The sequence below is a fragment of the Streptomyces sp. NPDC050509 genome (assembly GCF_044457965.1).
Classification (GTDB): domain Bacteria; phylum Actinomycetota; class Actinomycetes; order Streptomycetales; family Streptomycetaceae; genus Streptomyces.
On the sequence record NZ_JBITHL010000003.1, the window covers coordinates 11908 to 32734 of the forward strand.

Genomic DNA, 20827 nt, shown 5'->3' on the forward strand with positions numbered 1-20827 from the left:
TGATCATTTCGCCGCGCGCCATCCGGGCGCGGGGTGGCTCGCCGCCGGTGCCGGGGTGGGTACCGGGAGTGTGTGGGGAGCGGTCGCGGGGGCGTATTCGTGAGGAGTGTGTGCGGTTTTGCCCCCTTCGTGTGTGCAACGGGCTGAAGCGGTCCCCGGTTCCGGGATGGCCGGATCGGGACGCGTGACCCCGGTCACTTTGCTCGGACAAAGCGGACACAATCTTTGTGCACGCGTTCACAAAGACATAGCCTGCATTCGACGGGGCGGTCCTGGGACATACGGCCGCCTGCAGCCCAGCTCATCCCGTTGGAGCACCGTGGCAACTGGCCGAACTCACCGACCGGCGACCCGTAGCCGAGGAATCCCCGAGGCCACCGTCGCCAGGCTTCCGCTGTATCTGCGGGCGCTGACCGCTCTCTCCGAGCGTTCCGTACCCACGGTCTCCTCCGAAGAGCTCGCCACCGCCGCCGGGGTCAACTCCGCGAAGCTGCGCAAGGACTTCTCGTACCTCGGCTCCTACGGGACCCGCGGTGTGGGCTACGACGTCGAGTACCTCGTCTACCAGATCTCGCGCGAGCTGGGGCTGACCCAGGACTGGCCGGTCGTGATCGTCGGTATCGGTAACCTCGGCGCCGCGCTCGCCAACTACGGAGGGTTCGCCTCCCGTGGCTTCCGGGTCGCCGCGCTGATCGACGCGGACCCCGCCATGGCCGGGCGGCCCGTCGCCGGGATCCCCGTCCAGCACACGGACGAGCTGGAGACGATCATCAGCGACAACGGCGTCTCGATCGGGGTCATCGCGACCCCCGCGGGCGCCGCCCAGCAGGTCTGTGAGCGGCTGGTCGCCGCCGGTGTCACCTCGATCCTGAACTTCGCGCCGACCGTGCTGTCCGTGCCCGAAGGCGTGGACGTCCGCAAGGTCGACCTCTCCATCGAACTCCAGATCCTCGCCTTCCACGAGCAGCGCAAGGCCGGTGAGGGCGCCGCCGCCGAGGCCGCCCTCGCGGCGATGACGCCCGCCGAGCGCGAGTCCACCGCTGGCGTGGCCGAGACGACATCGGCGCCTCCGGCCGACACCACCCCCTCCGGCCGGAAGGGACCCGACGGGGACGTTCCCGCGGTGATGCCGGCATGAGCCTTCTGGTCGTCGGACTGAGTCACCGCAGCGCGCCGGTGAGCGTCCTCGAACACGCGTCGCTCTCCGCGGACGCGCAGGTCAAGCTGTTGCAGGACACGCTCGCCGCGGAGCCGGCGACCGAGGCCACCGTCCTCGCCACCTGCAACCGCATCGAGCTGTACGCCGACGTCGACAAGTTCCACGCCGGGGTCGCCGAGCTGTCCACCCTCCTCGCCCAGCACAGCGGCGTCGGGCTGGACGAGCTGACCCCCTATCTCTACGTGCACTACGAGGACCGCGCCGTCCACCACCTCTTCTCGGTGGCCTGCGGCCTGGACTCGATGGTCGTCGGCGAGGGCCAGATCCTCGGCCAGATCAAGGACACGCTGGCGCTCGGCCAGGAGCTGCACACCGCGGGCCGTCTCCTCAACGACCTGTTCCAGCAGGCCCTGCGGGTCGGCAAGCGGGCCCACAGCGAGACCGGGATCGACCGGGCCGGGCAGTCGCTCGTCACCTTCGGCCTCGAACAGCTCGCCACCGGCGCCGACGTGGACGCGTGGGCCAGGGGCAAGCGCGCGCTGGTGATCGGCGCGGGCTCCATGTCCTCGCTGGCCGCCGCGACCCTCGCCCGCGCCGGTGTCGCCGAGATCGTCGTCGCCAACCGCACGGCCGCCCGGGCCGAGCGGCTCGTACAGATCCTCGACCAGTACAGCCTGACCGCGCCCGGCGGGCGGGCCTTCGCCGCCCGCGCCGTGGGCATGGGCGCCGTCCCCGGCGAGCTGGCCCACGCCGATGTCGTCGTCTCCTGTACGGGCGCCACCGGCCTCGTCCTGACGGCCGACGCCGTCGAGGACGCGCTGCGGACCCGTGGCTGCCCGGCGCCGCTCGCCCTTCTCGACCTCGCCATGCCCCGCGACATCGACGCCGGGGCGCACCGCCTCGACGGGGTACGGCTGGTGGACATCGAGACGCTGGCCGAGGCGTCCGCCGACGCGCCCATGGCCGCCGACGTCGACCAGGTCCGCACCATCGTCTCCGACGAGGTGGCCGCCTTCGGCGCCGCCCAGCGCGCAGCCCACATCACCCCGACCGTGGTCGCGCTGCGCGCCATGGCCGCCGACGTGGTGAACAGCGAGGTCGCCCGCCTCGAAAGCAGGCTCCCCGGCCTCGACGAGAAACAGCGCGCCGAGGTCACCAGGACCGTGCGCCGCGTTGTCGACAAACTCCTGCACGCGCCCACCGTGCGGGTCAAGCAGCTCGCCAGCGAGCCCGGCGGCGCCGGGTACGCGGACGCGCTGCGCGAACTCTTCGACCTCGACCCGCAGACGGTCGCCGCCGTCAGCCGGGCCGACCTGAATGACACCGACGGTGTAGGCAGAGGGCGAGTATGACCGAGAAGGCACCGAGGCCCGAGACGGCCTCACAGCCCGAGGAGCCGTTGAGGCCCGACAAGGCCCTGAGACCGGACAAGGCCCTGCGGCTGGGTACGAGGCGCAGCAAGCTCGCCATGGCGCAGTCCGGCCAGGTGGCGGAGGCGGTGCGCCGGCTCACCGGGCGCCCCGTCGAGCTGGTCGAGATCACCACGTACGGTGACACCTCGCGCGAGCACCTGGCGCAGATCGGCGGGACGGGCGTCTTCGTCACCGCGCTGCGTGACGCGCTGCTGCGCGGCGAGGTCGACTTCGCCGTGCACTCGCTCAAGGACCTCCCGACGGCGCAGCCCGACGAGCTGACGCTCGCGGCCGTGCCGCGCCGCGAGGACCCCAGGGACGCGCTGATCGCCCGGGACGGGCTGCTCTTCAAGGGGCTGCCCGACGGCGCGCGCGTCGGTACGGGGTCGCCGCGCCGCGCGGCGCAGCTCAACGCGTACGCGCGCAGTCACGGGCTGACCATAGAGACCGTGCCGATCCGCGGGAACATAGACACCCGGATCGGCTTCGTCCGCAGCGGGGAGCTCGACGCCGTCGTGCTCGCCGCCGCCGGACTCCATCGCATCGGCAGGTCGGACGAAGTGACCGACCTCCTGCCGGTCGACACCGTTTTGCCGGCCCCCGGCCAGGGGGCCCTCGCAGTGGAGTGCGCCGCGGTCAACGTGGACCTCGCCGCTGTGCTCGCCGAGCTCGACGACCCGTACACCCGGGTCGCCGTGACCGCCGAGCGTTCCCTGCTCGCCGCCCTGGAGGCCGGCTGCAGCGCACCTGTGGGTGCGCTGGCCGACCTGCTGGCCGACGGACAGGTTGTCAACGAAATGCGCCTGCGCGGCGTCGTCGGCACGACCGACGGCTCGACGCTGGTGCAGCAGTCCATCACCGGTCCCGTACCCACGTCGCTCGACGACGCGCTCGCGCTCGGGCGCGAACTCGCGTCCGGGATGCTCGCCAAGGGTGCGGCCGGTCTTATGGGGGAGCGAGCACATTGAGCCCCACCACCGACCTTCCGGCCTGCTCCGCATCGGGGCACGTCACCTTCCTAGGTGCCGGACCCGGAGATCCGGGTCTGCTGACACTCCGCGCCGTCGAGGCGCTCGCGGGGGCGGACGTACTGATCGCCGAGCCTGATGTGCTCGACGTCGTACGGAGCCATGCGAGGGCGGGCGTGAGCACCCCCGCGCTGACGGTTGTCGACGATGCGTCAGCAGCCGCCGGGATCCCCGCGATCCGGGATGCGGCCAATATTGTCATGGAGGCCGCGCGGGGCGGCAAGCGGGTGGTCCGTGCGATCGCGGGCGATCCCGGGCTCGACGGCGACGCGGGCACGGAGATGCTCGCCTGCGCCACCGCGGGCATCCCCTTCGAGGTCGTCCCCGGCGTCGCCGCCGCGGTCGGTGTGCCGGCGTACGCCGGGGTACCGCTGCGCGACGCCCAGGGCACCGATGTACGCATGGTGGACGCGAGGACCGCCAGCGAGCGCTGCTGGAGCGAGGTCGGCGCCAGCGACGGCACGGTCGTCATCTCCACCACCCTGGAGTCGGTGGCCGCCGCCGCCGGTGAGCTGGTCGCGGCCGGCCGTAAGCCGGACACCCCGCTGACCGTCACCGTCGCCGGTACCACCACGCGCCAGCGGACGTGGAACGCGACGCTCGGGACGATCGCGCAGATCCTGAAGCAGGCGAAGGTGCTGCCCTCCCCGGAGGGACACCGGCCGGTCATAGCCGTGGTCGGTGAGCGCAGCGCCGCGGCGCAGCGCGACCAGCTCGCGTGGTTCGAGTCCAAGCCGCTGTTCGGCTGGAAGGTGCTCGTCCCGCGCACGAAGGAGCAGGCCGCCTCGCTCTCCGACCAGCTCAGGTCGTACGGCGCGGTGCCGCACGAGGTCCCGACCATCGCGGTCGAGCCGCCGCGTACGCCCCAGCAGATGGAGCGCGCGGTCAAGGGCCTGGTCACGGGGCGCTACGAGTGGATCGCGTTCACCTCGGTCAACGCGGTCAAGGCCGTACGGGAGAAGTTCGAGGAGTACGGGCTCGACGCCCGCGCCTTCGCCGGGATCAAGGTCGCCGCGGTGGGCGAGCAGACCGCCGCGTCGCTCGTCGACTTCGGCGTGAAGCCCGACCTCGTACCGTCCGGTGAGCAGTCCGCCGCCGGGCTGCTGGAGGACTGGCCGCCGTACGACCCGGTCTTCGACCCGATCGACCGGGTGTTCCTGCCGCGCGCCGACATCGCCACGGAGACGCTGGTGGCGGGGTTGATCGAGCTGGGCTGGGAGGTCGACGACGTCACGGCGTACCGCACCGTGCGCGCCTCGCCGCCGCCGGCCGAGACCCGTGAGGCGATCAAGGGCGGCGGGTTCGACGCCGTGCTGTTCACCTCGTCCTCGACCGTCCGGAACCTGGTCGGTATCGCGGGCAAGCCGCACAACGTGACGGTGATCGCGTGCATCGGCCCCGCGACGGCGAAGACCGCCGAGGAGCACGGGCTGCGCGTCGACGTCCTGGCGCCGGAGCCGTCGGTGCACAAGCTGGCGGAGGCGCTGGCCGCGTTCGGCACGCAGCGCCGGGAGGCGGCCAAGGAGGCGGGCGAAACGGTCACCCGGCCGAGCGAGCGCCGTCCTGGCAGCAGGAGACGGCGTACGACGACCTGAGGCGACAGCCTGAGGTGTGCACGTTTCGCAAGGGGCGCGGCCCGGTCGCTGAGGCGGCCGGGCCGCGCCCCTTGCGTTTCCGGTAGGGGAGTTTCCGGTACGTGCGGGCTTCCGGTAGGGGAGTTTCCCGGTCCCGGTGTCGGTAAGGGCACGGGACGCCCGGGGCTATCGTCGAAGGAGGCCCCGCAAGCGCAGGACGCGCCCGTAAGACATCCAAGAGGGGCGAGAGGCGACTGACGATGACTGTGTACGGATCCTTCCCCGGTTCGCGCCCCCGGCGCCTGCGCGTCAACCCGGTGATGCGCCGGATGGTCGCGGAGACCCGGGTCCACCCGGCGGACCTGATCCTCCCCGCGTTCGTACGCGAGGGGATCAGCGAGCCCGTGCCGATCGCCTCGATGCCCGGCGTGGTCCAGCACACCCTGGACACCCTGCGGAAGGCGGCGGTGGACGCGGTCTCGGCCGGGGTCTCCGGCATCATGCTCTTCGGCGTCCCGGAGGAGGCCAAGAAGGACGCGACGGGGTCGGCGGGCACGGACCCCGACGGGATCCTCCAGGCCGGGATCCGCGCCGTGAAGGCCGAGGTGGGCGACGACCTGCTCGTCATGTCCGACCTGTGCCTGGACGAGTTCACGGACCACGGCCACTGCGGGGTGCTGGACGACGAGGGCCGGGTCGACAACGACGCGACCCTGGAGCGGTACGCGGAGATGGCCCAGGTCCAGGCCGACGCGGGCGTCCATGTGGTGGGCCCCAGCGGCATGATGGACGGCCAGATCGGCGTGATCCGTGATGCGCTCGACACGATCGGCAAGGAGGACGTGGCGGTCCTCGCGTACACGGCGAAGTACTCGTCGGCGTTCTACGGCCCGTTCCGCGAGGCCGTCGGCTCGTCCCTGAAGGGCGACCGCAAGACGTACCAGCAGGACCCGGCCAACGCCCGCGAGTCCCTGCGCGAGCTGGCGCTCGACCTGGCGGAGGGCGCCGACATGGTGATGGTCAAGCCGGCCCTCCCGTACCTGGACATCCTGGCGCGGATCGCGGACGAGGCGAGCGTGCCGGTCGCCGCGTACCAGATCTCCGGCGAGTACGCGATGGTCGAGGCGGCGGCGGAGAAGGGCTGGATCGACCGGGACGCGGCGATCCTGGAGACCCTGACGGGGATCAAGCGCGCGGGCGCCTCCATGATCCTCACGTACTGGGCGACGGAGGCCGCGCACAGGCTCTGAGCTGCATGTTCCGCCGGGGCGGGGCCGGTTGTCGGTGGCTGCTGATAGAACGTCAGGCATCCGAGTTGCCGAACTGAGCTCCGGGAGCCTCGCCTTGTCGCACGTCCAGCACGTCCGGGAATTCCACGGACTACCCGCGTTCACCGTTCCCCCCTTCGCCCATCCGGCGGAGCTGCCGGACCCGGCCGGCGTCGCCTGGCGCTTCCAGTGCGGGCCCTACGTGACCGACGAGGACTACGACGTCTGCTGGGAGCGCTTCGTCGGGAATGTCGAGCTGGAGAAGGTGCGGGCGATCATCTTCGGCTTCCCGTGGTACGACTCCGAGGGGGGCGGAGCGGAGCACCACCTGACCGAGCTGAGCTCCCGGTTCACCTCGCTGGAGGCGGTCTTCCTCGGTGACGTGGAGGACGGCGAGGCGATGATCTCCTCCATAGGCCAGAGCGACCTCACGCCCTTCCTGGAGGCGTTCCCCGGGCTGCGGGAGCTGGCGATACGCGGCGGGGAGGGCCTGGAATTCCCCGAGTCGGGCCACCCGGGGCTGCGTGTGCTGCGCGTCGAGTCGGGCGGTCTGCCCCGGCAGGCGGCGGCGCACATCGCCGCCGCCGAACTGCCCGAGCTGGAGCGCCTGGAGCTGTGGCTCGGCGACGAATGGTACGGAGGCGGCACGGTCGTCGAGGACCTGGCCCCGCTGTTCGCGGGGGTGGGCAAGCCGAAGCTGCGCCACCTGGGCGTGCAGAACAGCCCCCTCCAGGACGAGATCGCCGCCGCGTTCGCCTCGGCGCCCGTCGTGGAGCAGTTGGCCTCGCTGAGTCTGTCGATGGGCATGCTCTCCGACGAGGGCGCGGAGGCGCTGCTGCACGGACAGCCGCTGACCCACCTCGAACTGCTCGATCTCTCGCACCACTTCCTCAGCCGGGACATGATGCTGCGGCTCTGGACGACGCTGGAGCCGGCGGGGGTCCGGGTGCACCTTCGCGGGCGGCAGGACGAGGACGACGGCCTTCGCGAGTTCGGGGAAGAGACCGGTCGCTACATCGCGGTGGCCGAATGAGCACCGCACGCGCCACCGTTCCCGCCCCCAACCCCCTTCGAAAGGCGTCACGATGAGGTACAGGTATGAGCCCGAGTTCGAGGATCCGGACGACAACCGGATCACCAGTCTCCGCGGGGTCGGCGCGTCCCCCTGGCTGACAGTCGACAGCAAGGTGCCGTACGCACACGTCCTGTACGCGGCGGCCGGGGTGGGGTGGAGCGCGGACGCCGTGGTGGAGCGGTTGACCGCGCTGGGCTTCACCGACATCGAGCGCCCCGAGGGGCCGCTGCCCCGGACGGTCGGCCGCGACGACGCCCTGCTGGCCAACGCGGGCGGCAAGACCGACCATCATCTCGTCTGGATCCGCTTCGGCACGCCCGTGACGCTGCGGCACATCGTCGACGCGGCAGGGCGGGTGGGCCGTAGCCCCGCCGATGTGGAGCGCACGCTGGTCTCCTTCGGCTACCAGGTCGCGGGCACCGGCCGGCGCCCGCTGCCCGAGACCCCCGACCCCCGGGACATCCTGCTGATCCGCCGGGGCTCCGGCGGCGAGGGGGAATGGCTGGAGCGGGGCGACGAGGTGCCGCCCGGGCATGTGATCGCCGCCGCCCGCGAACTGAGGTGCAGCCCGCACACCGCCGCCAAGCGCCTGGTCGAGCTGGGCTTCCGGCTGCCGTACACCCCGGATCCGGAGGACGAGCGGATCATCGGGGACGGGCGCGCGGCCGTCGGGCACATCCTCGACGTCGGCAAGGAGCTGGACCGCACACCGTCGGACATCGTCGCCCGCCTGGCGGAGCTGGGACACCGCGTCCCGAGCGGCGTACCGGACACCCCGAAGGGGGACGACTGGGTCATCCTCAGCGAACGACTCGACGGCATGAGCCCCTGGCTGGCCACGAACTACACGGTCGGGGTACAGCCCCGGCACGTCCTGCGCGCGGCCCTGGCCACCGGGCGGAGCCCCGCGGACATCGCCGCACGGCTGGCCGGGATGGGCCACTGGATGCCCGAACACGTGAGGCTGCCGGAGATCGCGGACGAGGCGGACGTCAGACTGCTGGCGACGCTCGACCCGGACCGCTCGCTCCTGGACGACGTCCTCCTCGAAAACGTCCTGCGCTGCGCGAGCCTGACGGGCCGTACCCCGGCGGACGTCGCGGCGCGGCTGAAGGAGTTCGGCTACCGGCTGCCCGACGAGGTGGAGTACCCGGAGATACGGGGCTCGGCCGCGGCCTGACGGGGCTCCGGGGCCGGGGCGGCGGTGGCCTTCGGCGGGCCTTCGGCAGTCCGTGCCCAGGACGAACTGAGTAGGCGTACCGATGCCGGGCCGCCCCCGGCGGCGTGATCCTTGGGATACGGGAGATCCGGAGCGATCTCCGCCGAGATGAGGAGAGGCGCCATGACCATGGCATTCCAGGGACCGGCCCACTACGAGCGCGGACGCATCGCCCGGTGGATCGGCGGCGGCTACGCCGCGATCGTCGTGGGGCTCGCCCTCTGGATCGGGGCGCTCGTCCTGTTCGACGACCCCGGGTTCGCGGGTGTCTGGCTCATCGGGGCGACGCTGCCCATCTCCGTCCCGTTGTCCGTGGTGCCGCTCCCGGACGCGGTCCACCTCCCGCTCCTGACGGTGGGGGGCCTCGCCCAGGCGTGGGCGCTGTGGCGGGTGCTGCGGGGGAAGCGGGTGGGCTGAGACCGGGGAGGCAGCACCACCGCCGGGTTCCGGGGCTCCGGGGCTCCGTGAGGATTGACGGGCCGGGGGCGGTGGGCCCTCAGGCCGCGCCCGCCCCGTACCGCCAGAAGTCCCGCATCAGGTCGGGCGGGGTCGGGCCGGTCATGGCCACCTGGCTGAGCAGGATCGTCACCGCGCCGGTGGACGGGGTGAGGTGGGTGGCCGTTCCCGTGCCGCCGACCCAGCCGTAGCGGCCCCGTACGTTCCAGGGCGAGGACTCCACGACGTCCACCGAGCCGCCGAAACCCCACCCCTGCCCCTCCGTGAACAGCCCGCTCGCCTCGCGCTGCGCCGGGGTGAGGTGGTCGGTGGTCATCTGCGCGACCGACGCGGGTGTCAGCAGCGTACGGTCGCCCGCGCGGCCCTCGGCGAGCAGCATCCGCGCGAAGGCGTGCAGGTCGTCGGCGGTCGACACCAGCCCGCCCGCGCCGGACGGGAACTGCGGCGGACGGCTCCACTGCCCGTCCGGGGCGTCGACCAGGTCGAGGCCCCTGCCGGGGCCGCTGTCCCCGTCCCGCTTGTAGTAGCTGGTGAAGCGGTCGAGTTTCGCGGCCGGCACGGCGAAACCGGTGTCCTTCATGGCGAGCGGTTCGAACACCCGCTCCGCCAGGAACTCCGGCAGCGGACGGCCCGCGACCCGGGCGATCAGCACCCCCTGGATATCGGAGCAGGTGTTGTAGAGCCACACCTGGCCCGGCTGGTGCAGCAGCGGGATCCGGGACAGCCGCTCCATCCATGTGTCGGGCGCCATCGTGTGCAGCGGCTCCGGCGTCCCCTGGGTCAGCTCCTCGAAGAGCAGCTTGACCGCGGGGAGCGAGAAGTCGGAGGGGAAGCCCCACCCGGCGCGGAAGGTGAGCAGGTCGAAGACGGTGATCGGCGCCGTGGCCGGAACCACGTCGTCCACCGGACTCCCGGGCGTACGGACGACACGCGGCGCGGCCAGCTCCGGCAGCCACGCCGCGACCGGGTCGTGCAGCCCGATCAGCCCGTCCTCGATCAGCATCAGGAGCGCGGCGGCGGTGATGGGCTTGGTGACCGAGGCGATACGGAAGATCGAGTCGCGGGCCATCGGGGCGCCCCCGGCCGTATCGACGGAACCGACCGCCGCCACCTCCGGCTCCCGCCCGTCACCGTGCGCCACGAGGCCCACGACCCCGGGGACGGATCCGCTGTTGACATGGGCGTCCAGGACATCGCTCAGACTCTTACTCGTGTCGTTCATGCGTCCACCTTCTCCAGGGTGTGGTGGGAAGGCAGACCTCCGACACGGCCCGAAATCATCGGATCCGGCGCGAACGGGAGATCAGGGGGATTCCAGGGCCGCCGCGATCACCGCGTCCGGGTTGTCCCGGTACACGGCGTGCCCCGCCCCCTTCACCACCGACCAGCGGAAACCGGTGCCTGCTTCCTCGATACGGCGCCCCTGCCCGGCGCTGAAGACCGCCCCCCGGTCCGGATCGGCGGCGAGCACGGTGACAGGGTGCGGATACTCGGCCAGCGCCTGCTCGTACGACCAGGGAGCGTTGCCCCGCAGCACCGACTCGACCACGTACGTCGACGTCCGGCGCGCGGCCTGCGCCTTCAGGAACGCGTCCTCGGGGTGCCAGTCCGGGTTCTCCCTGAGCATCGCCTCAGGGTCGGTGTTCCGCACCTCCTCGGAGAGCGCCCCGACAAAGCCCTCGACCGCCTCCTCGGGTACGGCGATCACGGGGTCGAGCAGCAGCAGCCGGTCCGCCCAGTCGGGCGCGGCGCTCACGGTGGCGGTGGCGACCATTCCGCCCAGCGAGTGCCCGATGACGAGATCCCACGCGGCGGGTCCCGCCGGGCCGGCGGGCGGCCGGAGCGACAGTACGTCGGCCACGAACCCGCCGATGTCGTAGCGCCGGGTCCGTGGCGCGAGCCCATGCCCCCGGAGGTCAGGGGCGGTGACCGACCAGCCCGCACGGGCCAGCTCGTCCGCCACGTACCACCAGCAGGCTGCCGCCGACGTCAGACCGTGGAGCAACAGGGCGCGCCGGGGCGCGTCCTGCCGACCCCAGTGCAGGACGGGCAATTGAACAGGTGTGTGATCCATCGCGCCATCGAAGCACGGTTCAGAGCGCGGAGGGCTTCACTTCCCCGGAGATCGGCAGCCCGAGCCGCGCCACGGCCTGGGCGACGAGGCGGGACATCTGGGTGGCGCCGTTCTGCTGGAAGTGGGTGTCGTCGGAGACGCCGTTCGGGAAGTTCGGGTACTGCCCCGGGCTGAGCCACAGGAAGACCTTCTTGGACGCCTCGATGCCGACGCCGTTCAGGTGGACACGGCTCAGCTCCGACAGATCGACCAGCGGCGCCCCCTCCTCGGCGGCCACGGCCTTGGCGGCGTTCACGTACTGGGGGAACGACACGTTGAACTGCCCGGTGGACGCGTTGTACGAGCGCCGCGACACCGGAGTCACCACGACCGGGGTCGCCCCTCGGGCACGGGTGGCCCGGATGTAGTCGTTGCGCAGATATTCCTTGTAGTCGGCGGGCGACGTGTAGCGCTCGGCGTTGCCGACGGTCGCGTCGTTGTGGCCGAACTGTACGAAGAGGTAGTCGCCCGCCTTGATCACCTGATGGATCGCGGCGAGCCGCCCCTGCTCGATGAACGACCGCGAACTCCGCCCGCCGATGGCCCGGTTGGCGACAGTGATGTTGGACGAGAAGAACGCGGGCAGCGTCTGCCCCCAGCCGGCCTGCGGGTAGTAGCCGGAGTTGTACGTCTGCGCGGTGGAGTCACTGGCGATGTAGAGCGTGCCGGTGGCCGCACTTCTCGCCGACGCGGTGCCGGGCAGCCCGAGCGCGGTGGCGGCTCCGGCCCCGAGCGCGGCGGTGGTACCGAGGAGAAAGCGCCTGCGGTCGGTGACAAAGGGGTGGGAGCGGGGCGTGGTGGGGGACATCCGGGACTCCTGACGGGGTGGGGGTGCTGCCTGGGGTGGTGCCGTCGTCAGTCGGATGTCGCCGCCGGGCGCGGAAAGGTTGGCGGGCGGTGAGGAGTTGGCGTCCGCGGAAAGGTCGGCGGGCCGTGCAAGGCCGGCGTCCGGGGAAAGGTCGGCGGGTGGTGAAGGGGCGGCAGGCCGTGAAGGGGCGCGGGGTCATTCCTCCGCGTCGCGGACCAGGAGTGCGATCTGCACCCGGTTCTCGACGGCCAGCTTGGTGAACAGGTTGCCGGTGTGCGACTTGACGGTGGCGACGCTGATCCGCAGCTTCCGGGCGATCTCGGGGTTGCCCAGTCCGTCCGCGATGGACCGCGCGGTTTCGTACTCCCGTTCGGTCAGTTCGGACAGCTTCTTCCGGGCGGCCTCGCGGGACGAGCCGCGGGCGTGGGGCGACCGCGGACCGGTGGCCGCGGCGATCACCCGGGCCGTGGCCGTCGGGGACAGCACGGGGTTGCCGTCCGCGACGCTTCGCACCGCGTCGAGGATCCGCCGCGGCGGGGTGTCCTTGAGGACGAACCCGAGGGCGCCGGCCTCCAGCGCGCCGAGCACCAGATCGTCGGAGTCGAAGGTGGTCAGCATGAGCACCCGGGGCGGTGCCGGCCGGGTGAGGATCTCCCGGGTCGCGCTGAGACCGTCACGGCCGGGCATCCGTACGTCCATCAGCACGACGTCCGGCCGCTGTTCGTCCGCCACGGCGATCGCGGCGTCCCCGTCCGCCGCCTCCGCGACGACGGTCAGGTCCGGTTCGCCGTCGACGATGAGCCGCAGCGCCAGGCGGACGAGTTGGTCGTCGTCGGCGATGACGACCCGCACCGGTTTCCGCTCGCCGTCCACTCAGGCTCCCCTCTCGTGGGTGGGGCCCGGCCAGGGCAGTTGTGCGCTGAGCACGTATCCGTGGTCGGACGTGGGGTGATGGGCGAGCTGCCCGCCCGCGAGGCCGACCCGTTCGGCGAGACCGAGCAGGCCGAATCCCGACGTCGGCGGCCGCGCGTGCCCCGCGGTGGCCGAGGCCGTGGTGGCCGGGGAATTGCGGACACGGACCTCCACCCTGTCGCCCGCCGTTCCTTCGACAGTGATGTGCACGGGGGCGCCCGGGGCGTGTTTGGCGGCGTTGGTCAGCCCTTCCTGGACGATCCGGTAGCAGGTCCGTCCCACGACGTCGGACGGCTCTCCCGGTACGACGGTGGTGAGCGTGACGTCCAGGCCGGACGCGCGGGCCTCGGCCGCGAGTTCGGGGATCCGGTCGAGGGAGGGCTGCGGTGGTTCCGGGCGGTCCGGGGCGGCCCGGAGCACACCGAGAACGTCCCGCAGCTCTTCCAGGGCGTGCTGGGAACCGTCGGCGATACCGCGGACCAGCACGCGGTTCTCCTCGGCCGTGAGGTCGTCGCCGCGGTGGTCCAGCACTCCGGCCTGCATGGCGACCAGAGAGATCCGGTGCGCGAGCACGTCGTGCATCTCGCGGGCGATCCGGTTCCGTTCCCGGGCCCGCGCCTGCGCCGCGCGTGCCGTCTGTTCCCGTTCCGCGCTCTCCGCCCGGTCCCGCAGCGACCGCACTTCGGCCCGGCGCGCGCCGACGGCCATGCCCACGGCCGCTGCGATGCCCGCGGTCAGCGCCGAGAACATGAGCAGGGCCCACCACGAGCCGGGCGGGGTCTCGACCGGGTAGAGCGCGGCGGCGAACTGCGGCGCGGTCACGTAGGCCAGTCCGACGACGCCGATCTCCAACGGGCGGCGACGGGTGGAGAGCGAGCACAGCGCCACGAGCAGGGCGCCGGTGGCCAGTGCCGACATGGACGAGGCGACCGCGACCGTCATGGCGACGGCGAGCGGGAACCGCCGCCTCCACAGAAGCGCCGTCAGGCAGCCGAGCGCCACCAGCGGATCACCGGTGAGGAGCCAGGAGTTCGACTCGCCCGTCTGCCGGTACAGCAGCACACCGGTGGGGAGCCAGACGGCCACGCCCACCGCCGTGGCCGCCGCCAGCCGCCAGCCCTGCTCCCACCACCCGAGCCGTGGCGCACCGTCCCTGTTCACGGGGCCAGTATCGCGAAACGGGGGTGGCCGGTGCGCCGGACCAAGGGCTGTGGTGCCCTGACCAAAGTCGCGTCATCGCCTCGACCGTGGTCGATGCCGGTCCGAGCCGCTGGGCTGATGTGCCGGCCGCGCCGCGCGGACAGACTCGTTCACGTGCCGAGGCAACCGAACACAAGACGAAGAGCCGTCGCGTTCGTCGTCATGGCGTCCGGTGGCCGGCTCGGGGCACGCACCCGCCGGGAAACGGGTCCCGGGCGGTCCGGTCCCGGGCGGGCCCGGCGGGTGCCCAGGGCCGGTGACCCCGGGGGAAGCCACGGCCGGGAAACCGCCTGACGGCATCCCGGACTACGGGCCCGCGTCCACTGCAGGTGCGTCGGCGCGCCGCGCGGGGAGGACTTCGCCGCGCACGCGCTCGGTCCGCCCCGCCCTCGGCCTCCGTAACTCCGCCCGGACCGATGCACCGGCCCGCAGGAACGGCCGGTCACCGGGCCGTCCCGCGCCCGCCCGTACCGGCGCCCCCGTGCGCCCTTCAGGAGGAGACCAGATGAACAGAACCCTGTCCCTCGCCCTCGCCGCCCTCACGGTGGCGGCGACCGCGATCCCGGGAGTGTCCGTGGCGGCGACGCCGGACACCGTACGGTGGGGCCCGTGCCCGGAGGGTGTCGCCGCGCCCCGCCTTGAGTGCTCGACGCTCGAAGTCCCGCTGGACTACCGGGTTCCCGATGGCCGGCGGATAGAGATCGCGATCTCCCGGCTGGCGAGCGAGAAACCGGCCCAGCGCCGAGGCGTACTGCTGACCAATCCCGGCGGCCCCGGCGGCGCGGGGCTCGACTACCCGGCCATTCTCGCCGGCTCGGGGCTGCCGCAGGAGGTGCTGGACGCCTACGACGTGATCGGCTTCGACCCGCGTGGCGTCGGCCGCAGCGCGCCGGTGACCTGCGATATGACGCCGGAGCAGCAGGCACGGGGCTACGCCCGGTACGCGCACACCGAAGCCGATGTGGCACGGGAGGTGGGGCCCGCCCGGACCGTCGCCGAACAGTGCTCCACGTCGCGGACGGCGGGGATGCTGCCGTACACCACCACCCCGAACACCGCGCGCGACATGGACCGGATCCGGGCGGCACTGGGCGAGCCGAAGCTCTCGTACCTCGGTCACTCCTACGGCACCTACCTCGGCGCGGTGTACACGACGATGTTCCCCGGGCGCGGCGACCGGATCGTGCTCGACAGCAACCTGGGTCCCGGCGGTTACGACGTCACGGCCATGCGGATGTTCGCCCGTGGGCTGGAGGACCGGTTCCCGGACTTCGCGGCGTTCGCGGCCGCCCGTCCCGAGTACGGTCTGGGCACCACACCGGAGCAGGTGACCACGGAGTTCTTCGATCTCGTGGAGCGGTTGGACGAGAGGCCGGTCCAGGGCACCGACGGAACGGCGTTCCGTTGGACCGCGTTCCAGTTCCTCTACAGCGACGCGACCATGCCCCTGCTGGCCGCCACCTGGCAGGCGCTCGACAACGACCGGCCGCTGCCGCCCCCACTGCCGTTGCCGGAGAACCTGGAGAACAGCCTGGCCTCCCGCCACTACGTGGTCTGCGGTGATTCCCGTTGGCCGGGGACGGTCCGGGAGTATCGGAAGAACGTCGCGATCGACCGGGTGCGCTACCCCATGCTGGGCGGGTCCACGGCCAGCGTGAATCCGTGCGCGTTCTGGCCGACCGAGCGGGTCGAGGCGCCCGTACGCATCGGTGACCGGGGCCCGTCGAACGTGCTCATGGTGCAGAACGAACGCGACCCGGGGACGCCGCTGGCCGGAGCCCTGGAGCTGCGGCGGGCGTTCGGCAAGCGGGCCACGATGGTGACGGCCGACCAAGGAGGACACGGGGTCTATCCGTTCGGCGCCAACACGTGCGCGAACGACGCGGCGACGGCGTTCCTGACCGCCGGGCAGCGCCCGTCGAAGGACCTCGCCTGCGCGGCGGAGCCGAGCGAGTAGCGGGAGGGGAGCGGATCCGTGTTCACGGAGTGGCGGCGGCGTCGGTGCGGTCAGTCGGCCGCGTACGGGGTGAAGGCGGCCCAGGCGGCGGGGGCGAGGGTGAGGATCGGGCCGGTGGGGTTCTTGGAGTCGCGGATGTGGACGGCGGACTCTTCTCCACGGGGGGAGTGCTTGGGCCGTTGGTAGGCGACTTCGAGGCAGGCGCCGCCTTCGTCGGTGCTGTAGCTCGACTTGAACCACTCAAGTGTGGTGTTCATTGCTCTCCCAGGAGACGGTCCAACAGGCCCTTGGACTCCTCGGGGGTAAGGGCCTGTGATCGCAGCATCGCATATTTGCGAGCCATGACCGACACCTCGTCGGGGTCGGCGACCCAGTGACTTCCACGGTGGGATTCAGCGTAGGCGAGCTGGTGGTGATCGGGGGTTTCCAGCACGAAGAACGGGCCACTGATTCCAGCGTGTCCGCTCCGGTTCAGCGGAAGGATCTGGATGGACACTTCAGGCAGTTCGGCGCAAGCGCGCAGGTGTTCCAATTGGGCGCGGTGGACCTCTGGGCCTCCGAGGGGAAAGGAGAGAACCGGCTCCCAGATGACGAAGCTGACCGTGGGCCCGTCCTTGCAATGCAGGACATCCTGGCGCTCCATGCGGGCTTTGGTCTTGGTTGCGATCTCCTCCTCGCCGAACGCGGGTACGCGGCTACGGAAGACCGCCTGTGCGCAGGTCCTGGTCTGGAGCAGGCCGGGCACCACCTGGTTCTCGTACGACGAGATGGCGATCGCCTCTTGCTCATGGTCCACGTACTGCTCGGCCCACAGGGGGAACTGATCGTTCTCCGGCAAGTTGGCAAGCCCGGCCGACAACGCACCTTTGGTGTCGAGTAGTTCATCAAGTTTCTCTGCGATGTCCGGCTTGAGCGCTCGCCTCCCGGCCTCGATCGAACGAATGGTCTCCTCATCGAGGTTGGCGAGTGCGGCGAGTGCCCTCTGCGTGTATCCCGCAGCCTTGCGGAACACCGCCAACTGGGCGCCGAGCATCTTCATCGCGGACGCGTTCTTCTTCGAGCGGCTCCTGGGATTCATGTCATTCAGCTCTCCACTAAGACCGGTACTTGATCCTCGGCGACCGGTACGCGCAATTGGTACCGGGCCACGCACTGTTCCAGCGTAGTCACACTCTGCGACGGTCGGTTCGTGAATGAAACAACTCGCCATTGCGTGATGAGAGAGCGGTTCTTCCGCCGTGACCGACGGTCCATCCCCGCCGCCAGGGGGTTCACCCGCTGGGCCCTGACGGATTGGGCCCTGACCGAGGGATTCCCGTTCGAGGACGTATTGCTCTGCGTGAGCGAACTTTCAACCAACGCCCTGCTGCACGGCGTTCCGCCCGGCCGGGGGTTCCGGCTCTTCCTGCGGTACGACGGCGACGTACTCCGTGTCGAGGTGCACGACAGCGGGCCCGGAGCGCCGGAGATCGCGGATGCGGAGGATGTCGAGGACGGGGAGGGTGGGCGCGGGCTGCTGCTCGTGGCGGCGGTCGCGGATCGGTGGGGGGTGAGTGATCGGCGGCCCGGGAAGGTCGTGTGGTGCGAGTTCGCCGTACGACGGGAGGCCGTTCGCGAAGCGGCGGATGGCGCGATGCCCCCCGCGCTCCGCAAGCGGGCCGAGGGCTGGGGTGAGCTGCTGCCCTCGGACTGAGCGCGCGGTGACCCCGTGACCGTCACGCCGGGTGTGCTGTCCAGTGGTGAGTTGGGCGCCGTAGCCCGCCCCCTCCCTGGTTCGATGATCGCGGCGCAGGGGTGTGCGTCAAGGGCGCTCCTTTGTCGCGTCGGCTTCGCCGATGTCGCTGCGCTCCACCCTTGACCCACACCCCTGCGCCGCTGGAAAAGGCGTGGGGAGGGGGCGGGGGGGAGGGGTCCCCTGGGAAACACCGATGTCCCTGGGGTCCGTTCCAGGCTTGCGGGTGGGTTCGCCCTGCGGGGCGCGCGGTAGTGGAGTGGGGCGGTGGCGCGTTTCGTCAAGCGTCCGTCGACCGGTCGTGTGCTGGGCTTCATGCCCCGCTGGTCACTCGCCGTGGGTGGGAGGGGTCGGGTGGAGTCGGGGCCCATGTGACGTGCGGGGCGGGAGTGGTGCGCAACAGGGATCTGTGTGCCGGGAGTCCCGCATAGGTGCGCTGGCTGCGCGCAGTCACGGAACGATGGAGCCAACCCCTCAATCAGCCGGGGCAAACTGGGGCATAGCGCATGCTTTTTGGGTGGGGAAGCGCCCTATCGGCCTCCCAGCACCGCACCCTGCCCCGGCACCGCATCCTGCCCCGGCCCCCCACCACCCCGACTCCATCAAGGCACCCGGCTGCGTCAAGTCGCCCCACTCCACGCCCCATTCACCACCGCCCCCACCCACGGCGAGTGACCGGCGGGGCATGAAGCCCAGCGCACGACCGGTCGGCGGACGCTTGACGAAACGCGTCACCGCCCCACTCCACGACTGCGCGCCCCGCAGGGCGAGCCGGCCCGCAAGCCTGGGACCGACCCCAGCGACAAGCAATGCTCCCCAGGGGACCCCTCCCCCCCCGCCCCCTCCCCACGCCTTTTCCAGCGGTGGAGGGGTGTGGGTCAAGGGTGGAGCGCAGCGACATCGGCGAAGCCGACGCGACGTAGGAGCGCCCTTGACGCGCACCCCGGAGCCGCGATCATCGGACCAGGGAGGGGGCGGACCGCCCGCCACCACGCACCACCGGCCCACCCCGACAGGCCGGCCCGAACCCGCACCCGCACCCCCACCCGCGCTGCTCTTCCCGCGCCGCCGCCCTCGGGTCGGGGTTCGGGCTCACGGTCGTCCCGTGGCCATCGTGCCGGGTGGGTCGTTGCGGAGGTCGAGCCGGAGCGGCCTGACGGGGCGGACGCTCCTCGGCTGTGTGCCGTCCGGCTCGTCAGGCCAGGTGTGGCGCGGGCCCCGGGTGTCGATGTTTCCCGGGGATCCCGGCGGGACGCGGTCCGTCGTGCGTCGGGGTGGGGGCGGTTGAGGGTGCCCGGGGCCTCCTCGAAGCAATTACTTGGCTAGCCACATAATCGGTGTTACTTTTATGTGGCTGGCCACGGAAATTGGTCGGCGCGGCATCCCGCTTGAGGACACTTGAGGAGACCACGTCATGAAGGCCATTGTTTTCGACGCGTTCGGCGGCACCGAGGTCCTGCACGAGGCCGAGATCGACGTCCCCCAGCCCGGCCCCGGCCAGGTCCGTGTGCGGATCCAGGCGGTCGGCGTCAACCCGGTGGACGGCAAGATCCGCTCCGGCGGCATGGAGGCCATCTTCCCCACCACGCTGCCCGCCGTGCCCGGTGGGGAGATCGCCGGTGTGGTCGACGCCGTCGGCGAGGACGTCGACCACCTGAAGGTTGGGGACGAGGTCCTGGGCTGGTCCGACACCGGCTCCTACGCCCAGTACGCCCTGGCACCCGCGGCCGTCCTCGCGCCCAAGCCGGCCGGCCTGACGTGGACGCACGCCGCCGCCCTGCCCGTGGCGACTGACGGTGCCGAACGCGTGCTGGACCTGCTCGACGTCACCTCGGGCGAGACGCTGCTGATCCACGGGGCGTCCGGCGCGCTCGGCACCATCGCCGTCCAGCTCGCCGTCGCCCGCGGCGCCCGCGTCATCGGCACTGCCGGACCGGCCAACCAGGAGTACGTCACCTCGCTCGGCGCGACCGCGCTGGTCTACGGGGACAACCTGGTCCAGCGGGTCCGCGAGCTCGCCCCCGGCGGGGTGGACGCCGTCTTCGACGCCGCGGGCAAGGGCGCGCTGGAGGACTCCATCACCCTGCGCGGCGGCACCGACCGGATCGTCACCACCGCCGACTTCCGCGCCCGCGAACTCGGCGTCGTCTTCGCCGAGGGCCCGCAGCGCCGCTCCGCCGCGCGGCTGGCCGAACTGGCCCAGCAGGCCGCCGACGGCACCCTGGTGACCACGATCAGCGCCACCTACCCGCTCGCGGAAGCCGCGAAGGCGCAGCAGGCCAGCGACGGCGGCCACAACCGAGGCAAAATCGTCCTCACCGTCAACTGACCGATCACCCCACTCTTGTGACCAGGGAGCAGCAATGCCCGACACCACCTCATCGGAGCTGCCTGAGGTGCCGAACGCGGCGCGCGACGGGCGACTGAGCTACGCCATCTTCCAGCTCGCCCGCGCCCACCGCGGCCACGCCGCCGCCATGCTGCGCGCCCTGAACCTGCACCCGGGACAGGAACTGCTGCTGATGCAGCTCTTCGACCGCGACGGCCGGACACAGGCGGAACTTCTGGAGCGTGCCGGCCTCGACCACTCCACCGTCTCCAAGTCGCTGCGCCGCATGCAGGAGGCCGGACTGCTCACCCGGGAGCCCGCTGCCCACGACCGGCGGGTCATGGTGGTCAGCCTCACCGATGCGGGCCGCGCCCTGGAGGAGCCCATCGCCGACATGTGGCGCGCCCTGGAGCGGATTTCCGTACGCGATCTGACCCTTGACCAGGTCGAGATGTTCACCACGTGTGCGCACACCATCGAGAAGTCGGTCAGGGACCACGGTCGGCAGGCACCTGCCGGGTAGGGGTTCGTTCACCCGGCCGGCGTACACAGCAGCCCGGTGCGACGGGGGCGGGCGCAATGTGG

Annotated in this window: 19 protein-coding genes; 12 read left to right on the forward strand and 7 right to left on the reverse strand. The window is 71.7% G+C overall.

Features of this window, described 5'->3' with window-relative positions; genetic code table 11:
* Window positions 1-319 precede the first annotated feature (319 nt).
* From ACIBJC_RS09175 to ACIBJC_RS09210, 8 genes are all read left to right on the forward strand, one after another.
* Window positions 320-1138: a redox-sensing transcriptional repressor Rex gene (locus tag ACIBJC_RS09175; RefSeq protein WP_399289885.1), complete on the forward strand. Its 819-nt coding sequence runs from the start codon at window positions 320-322 to the stop codon at window positions 1136-1138.
* Window positions 1135-2511, forward strand: a complete 1377-nt coding sequence (locus ACIBJC_RS09180) for a glutamyl-tRNA reductase (protein ID WP_399289887.1) — start codon at window positions 1135-1137, stop codon at window positions 2509-2511. Before ACIBJC_RS09175 ends, ACIBJC_RS09180 begins: the two co-directional genes overlap by 4 nt.
* Window positions 2508-3539: a hydroxymethylbilane synthase gene (gene hemC / locus ACIBJC_RS09185; protein ID WP_399289889.1), complete on the forward strand. Its 1032-nt coding sequence runs from the start codon at window positions 2508-2510 to the stop codon at window positions 3537-3539. The genes ACIBJC_RS09180 and hemC overlap by 4 nt, the downstream gene beginning before the upstream one ends.
* On the forward strand, window positions 3536-5194 hold the full coding sequence (locus ACIBJC_RS09190) for a uroporphyrinogen-III synthase (protein ID WP_399289891.1): 1659 nt from the start codon (window positions 3536-3538) through the stop codon (window positions 5192-5194). Before hemC ends, ACIBJC_RS09190 begins: the two co-directional genes overlap by 4 nt.
* A gap of 239 nt (window positions 5195-5433) precedes the next feature.
* Window positions 5434-6423 (forward strand): porphobilinogen synthase, encoded by a 990-nt coding sequence (gene hemB, locus ACIBJC_RS09195; RefSeq protein WP_399289893.1) that lies wholly within the window; start codon window positions 5434-5436, stop codon window positions 6421-6423.
* 94 nt (window positions 6424-6517) lie between these two features.
* Window positions 6518-7474, forward strand: a complete 957-nt coding sequence (locus ACIBJC_RS09200; protein ID WP_399289895.1) for an STM4015 family protein — start codon at window positions 6518-6520, stop codon at window positions 7472-7474.
* Between the two features lie 52 nt (window positions 7475-7526).
* Window positions 7527-8696, forward strand: coding sequence for a hypothetical protein (locus tag ACIBJC_RS09205; protein ID WP_399289897.1), 1170 nt, complete (start codon window positions 7527-7529; stop codon window positions 8694-8696).
* A 162-nt stretch (window positions 8697-8858) separates the two neighbouring features.
* Window positions 8859-9152: an SCO4225 family membrane protein gene (locus tag ACIBJC_RS09210; RefSeq protein ID WP_399289899.1), complete on the forward strand. Its 294-nt coding sequence runs from the start codon at window positions 8859-8861 to the stop codon at window positions 9150-9152.
* A 79-nt stretch (window positions 9153-9231) separates the two neighbouring features.
* On the opposite strand, the gene ACIBJC_RS09215 is transcribed toward ACIBJC_RS09210, so the two are convergent.
* The 5 genes from ACIBJC_RS09215 to ACIBJC_RS09235 all read right to left on the reverse strand — a co-directional run bounded on the left by ACIBJC_RS09215 (window position 9232) and on the right by ACIBJC_RS09235 (window position 14185).
* Window positions 9232-10413, reverse strand: a complete 1182-nt coding sequence (locus ACIBJC_RS09215) for a serine hydrolase domain-containing protein (RefSeq protein ID WP_399289901.1) — start codon at window positions 10411-10413, stop codon at window positions 9232-9234.
* An 81-nt stretch (window positions 10414-10494) separates the two neighbouring features.
* Window positions 10495-11265, reverse strand: coding sequence for an alpha/beta fold hydrolase (locus ACIBJC_RS09220; protein WP_399289903.1), 771 nt, complete (start codon window positions 11263-11265; stop codon window positions 10495-10497).
* 19 nt (window positions 11266-11284) lie between these two features.
* Window positions 11285-12112: a rhamnogalacturonan acetylesterase gene (locus ACIBJC_RS09225; RefSeq protein ID WP_399289905.1), complete on the reverse strand. Its 828-nt coding sequence runs from the start codon at window positions 12110-12112 to the stop codon at window positions 11285-11287.
* 195 nt (window positions 12113-12307) lie between these two features.
* The gene (locus ACIBJC_RS09230) at window positions 12308-12985 is read right to left on the reverse strand and encodes a response regulator (protein ID WP_399289907.1); all 678 of its coding nucleotides are present in this window, start codon (window positions 12983-12985) and stop codon (window positions 12308-12310) included.
* The gene (locus tag ACIBJC_RS09235; protein ID WP_399289909.1) at window positions 12986-14185 is read right to left on the reverse strand and encodes a sensor histidine kinase; all 1200 of its coding nucleotides are present in this window, start codon (window positions 14183-14185) and stop codon (window positions 12986-12988) included. It abuts the gene before it with no gap.
* Between the two features lie 544 nt (window positions 14186-14729).
* Between ACIBJC_RS09235 and ACIBJC_RS09240 the strand changes: the two genes are divergently transcribed.
* Complete coding sequence (locus ACIBJC_RS09240) at window positions 14730-16181, forward strand: alpha/beta hydrolase (RefSeq protein WP_399289911.1); 1452 nt, start codon at window positions 14730-14732, stop codon at window positions 16179-16181.
* 50 nt (window positions 16182-16231) lie between these two features.
* On the opposite strand, the gene ACIBJC_RS09245 is transcribed toward ACIBJC_RS09240, so the two are convergent.
* Window positions 16232-16438 (reverse strand): DUF397 domain-containing protein, encoded by a 207-nt coding sequence (locus tag ACIBJC_RS09245; protein ID WP_399289913.1) that lies wholly within the window; start codon window positions 16436-16438, stop codon window positions 16232-16234.
* Window positions 16435-17259 carry a Scr1 family TA system antitoxin-like transcriptional regulator gene (locus ACIBJC_RS09250; protein WP_399289915.1) on the reverse strand — a complete coding sequence of 275 codons (825 nt, stop codon included), beginning with the start codon at window positions 17257-17259 and terminating at the stop codon, window positions 16435-16437. The genes ACIBJC_RS09245 and ACIBJC_RS09250 overlap by 4 nt, the downstream gene beginning before the upstream one ends.
* A gap of 138 nt (window positions 17260-17397) precedes the next feature.
* Here ACIBJC_RS09250 and ACIBJC_RS09255 point away from each other — a divergent pair, with 138 nt between their 5' ends.
* From ACIBJC_RS09255 to ACIBJC_RS09265, 3 genes are all read left to right on the forward strand, one after another.
* On the forward strand, window positions 17398-17874 hold the full coding sequence (locus ACIBJC_RS09255) for an ATP-binding protein (RefSeq protein ID WP_399289917.1): 477 nt from the start codon (window positions 17398-17400) through the stop codon (window positions 17872-17874).
* A gap of 1453 nt (window positions 17875-19327) precedes the next feature.
* The gene (locus ACIBJC_RS09260; RefSeq protein WP_399289919.1) at window positions 19328-20242 is read left to right on the forward strand and encodes an NADP-dependent oxidoreductase; all 915 of its coding nucleotides are present in this window, start codon (window positions 19328-19330) and stop codon (window positions 20240-20242) included.
* Window positions 20243-20276: 34 nt separating this feature from the next.
* Window positions 20277-20765, forward strand: a complete 489-nt coding sequence (locus ACIBJC_RS09265) for a MarR family winged helix-turn-helix transcriptional regulator (RefSeq protein ID WP_399289921.1) — start codon at window positions 20277-20279, stop codon at window positions 20763-20765.
* The last annotated feature ends 62 nt before the right edge of the window (window positions 20766-20827 follow it).

Bases quoted from the DNA above. Each gene is read 5' to 3' on its own strand.
- ACIBJC_RS09180 (WP_399289887.1), top strand. From the start codon at position 1,135: ATGAGCCTTCTGGTCGTCGGACTGAGTCACCGCAGCGCGCCGGTGAGC.
- hemC (WP_399289889.1), top strand. From the start codon at position 2,508: ATGACCGAGAAGGCACCGAGGCCCGAGACGGCCTCACAGCCCGAGGAG.
- hemB (WP_399289893.1), top strand. From the start codon at position 5,434: ATGACTGTGTACGGATCCTTCCCCGGTTCGCGCCCCCGGCGCCTGCGC.
- ACIBJC_RS09205 (WP_399289897.1), top strand. From the start codon at position 7,527: ATGAGGTACAGGTATGAGCCCGAGTTCGAGGATCCGGACGACAACCGG.
- ACIBJC_RS09210 (WP_399289899.1), top strand. From the start codon at position 8,859: ATGACCATGGCATTCCAGGGACCGGCCCACTACGAGCGCGGACGCATC.
- ACIBJC_RS09215 (WP_399289901.1), bottom strand. From the start codon at position 10,413: ATGAACGACACGAGTAAGAGTCTGAGCGATGTCCTGGACGCCCATGTC.
- ACIBJC_RS09220 (WP_399289903.1), bottom strand. From the start codon at position 11,265: ATGGATCACACACCTGTTCAATTGCCCGTCCTGCACTGGGGTCGGCAG.
- ACIBJC_RS09225 (WP_399289905.1), bottom strand. From the start codon at position 12,112: ATGTCCCCCACCACGCCCCGCTCCCACCCCTTTGTCACCGACCGCAGG.
- ACIBJC_RS09240 (WP_399289911.1), top strand. From the start codon at position 14,730: ATGAACAGAACCCTGTCCCTCGCCCTCGCCGCCCTCACGGTGGCGGCG.
- ACIBJC_RS09245 (WP_399289913.1), bottom strand. From the start codon at position 16,438: ATGAACACCACACTTGAGTGGTTCAAGTCGAGCTACAGCACCGACGAA.
- ACIBJC_RS09250 (WP_399289915.1), bottom strand. From the start codon at position 17,259: ATGAATCCCAGGAGCCGCTCGAAGAAGAACGCGTCCGCGATGAAGATG.
- ACIBJC_RS09255 (WP_399289917.1), top strand. From the start codon at position 17,398: ATGAGAGAGCGGTTCTTCCGCCGTGACCGACGGTCCATCCCCGCCGCC.
- ACIBJC_RS09260 (WP_399289919.1), top strand. From the start codon at position 19,328: ATGAAGGCCATTGTTTTCGACGCGTTCGGCGGCACCGAGGTCCTGCAC.
- ACIBJC_RS09265 (WP_399289921.1), top strand. From the start codon at position 20,277: ATGCCCGACACCACCTCATCGGAGCTGCCTGAGGTGCCGAACGCGGCG.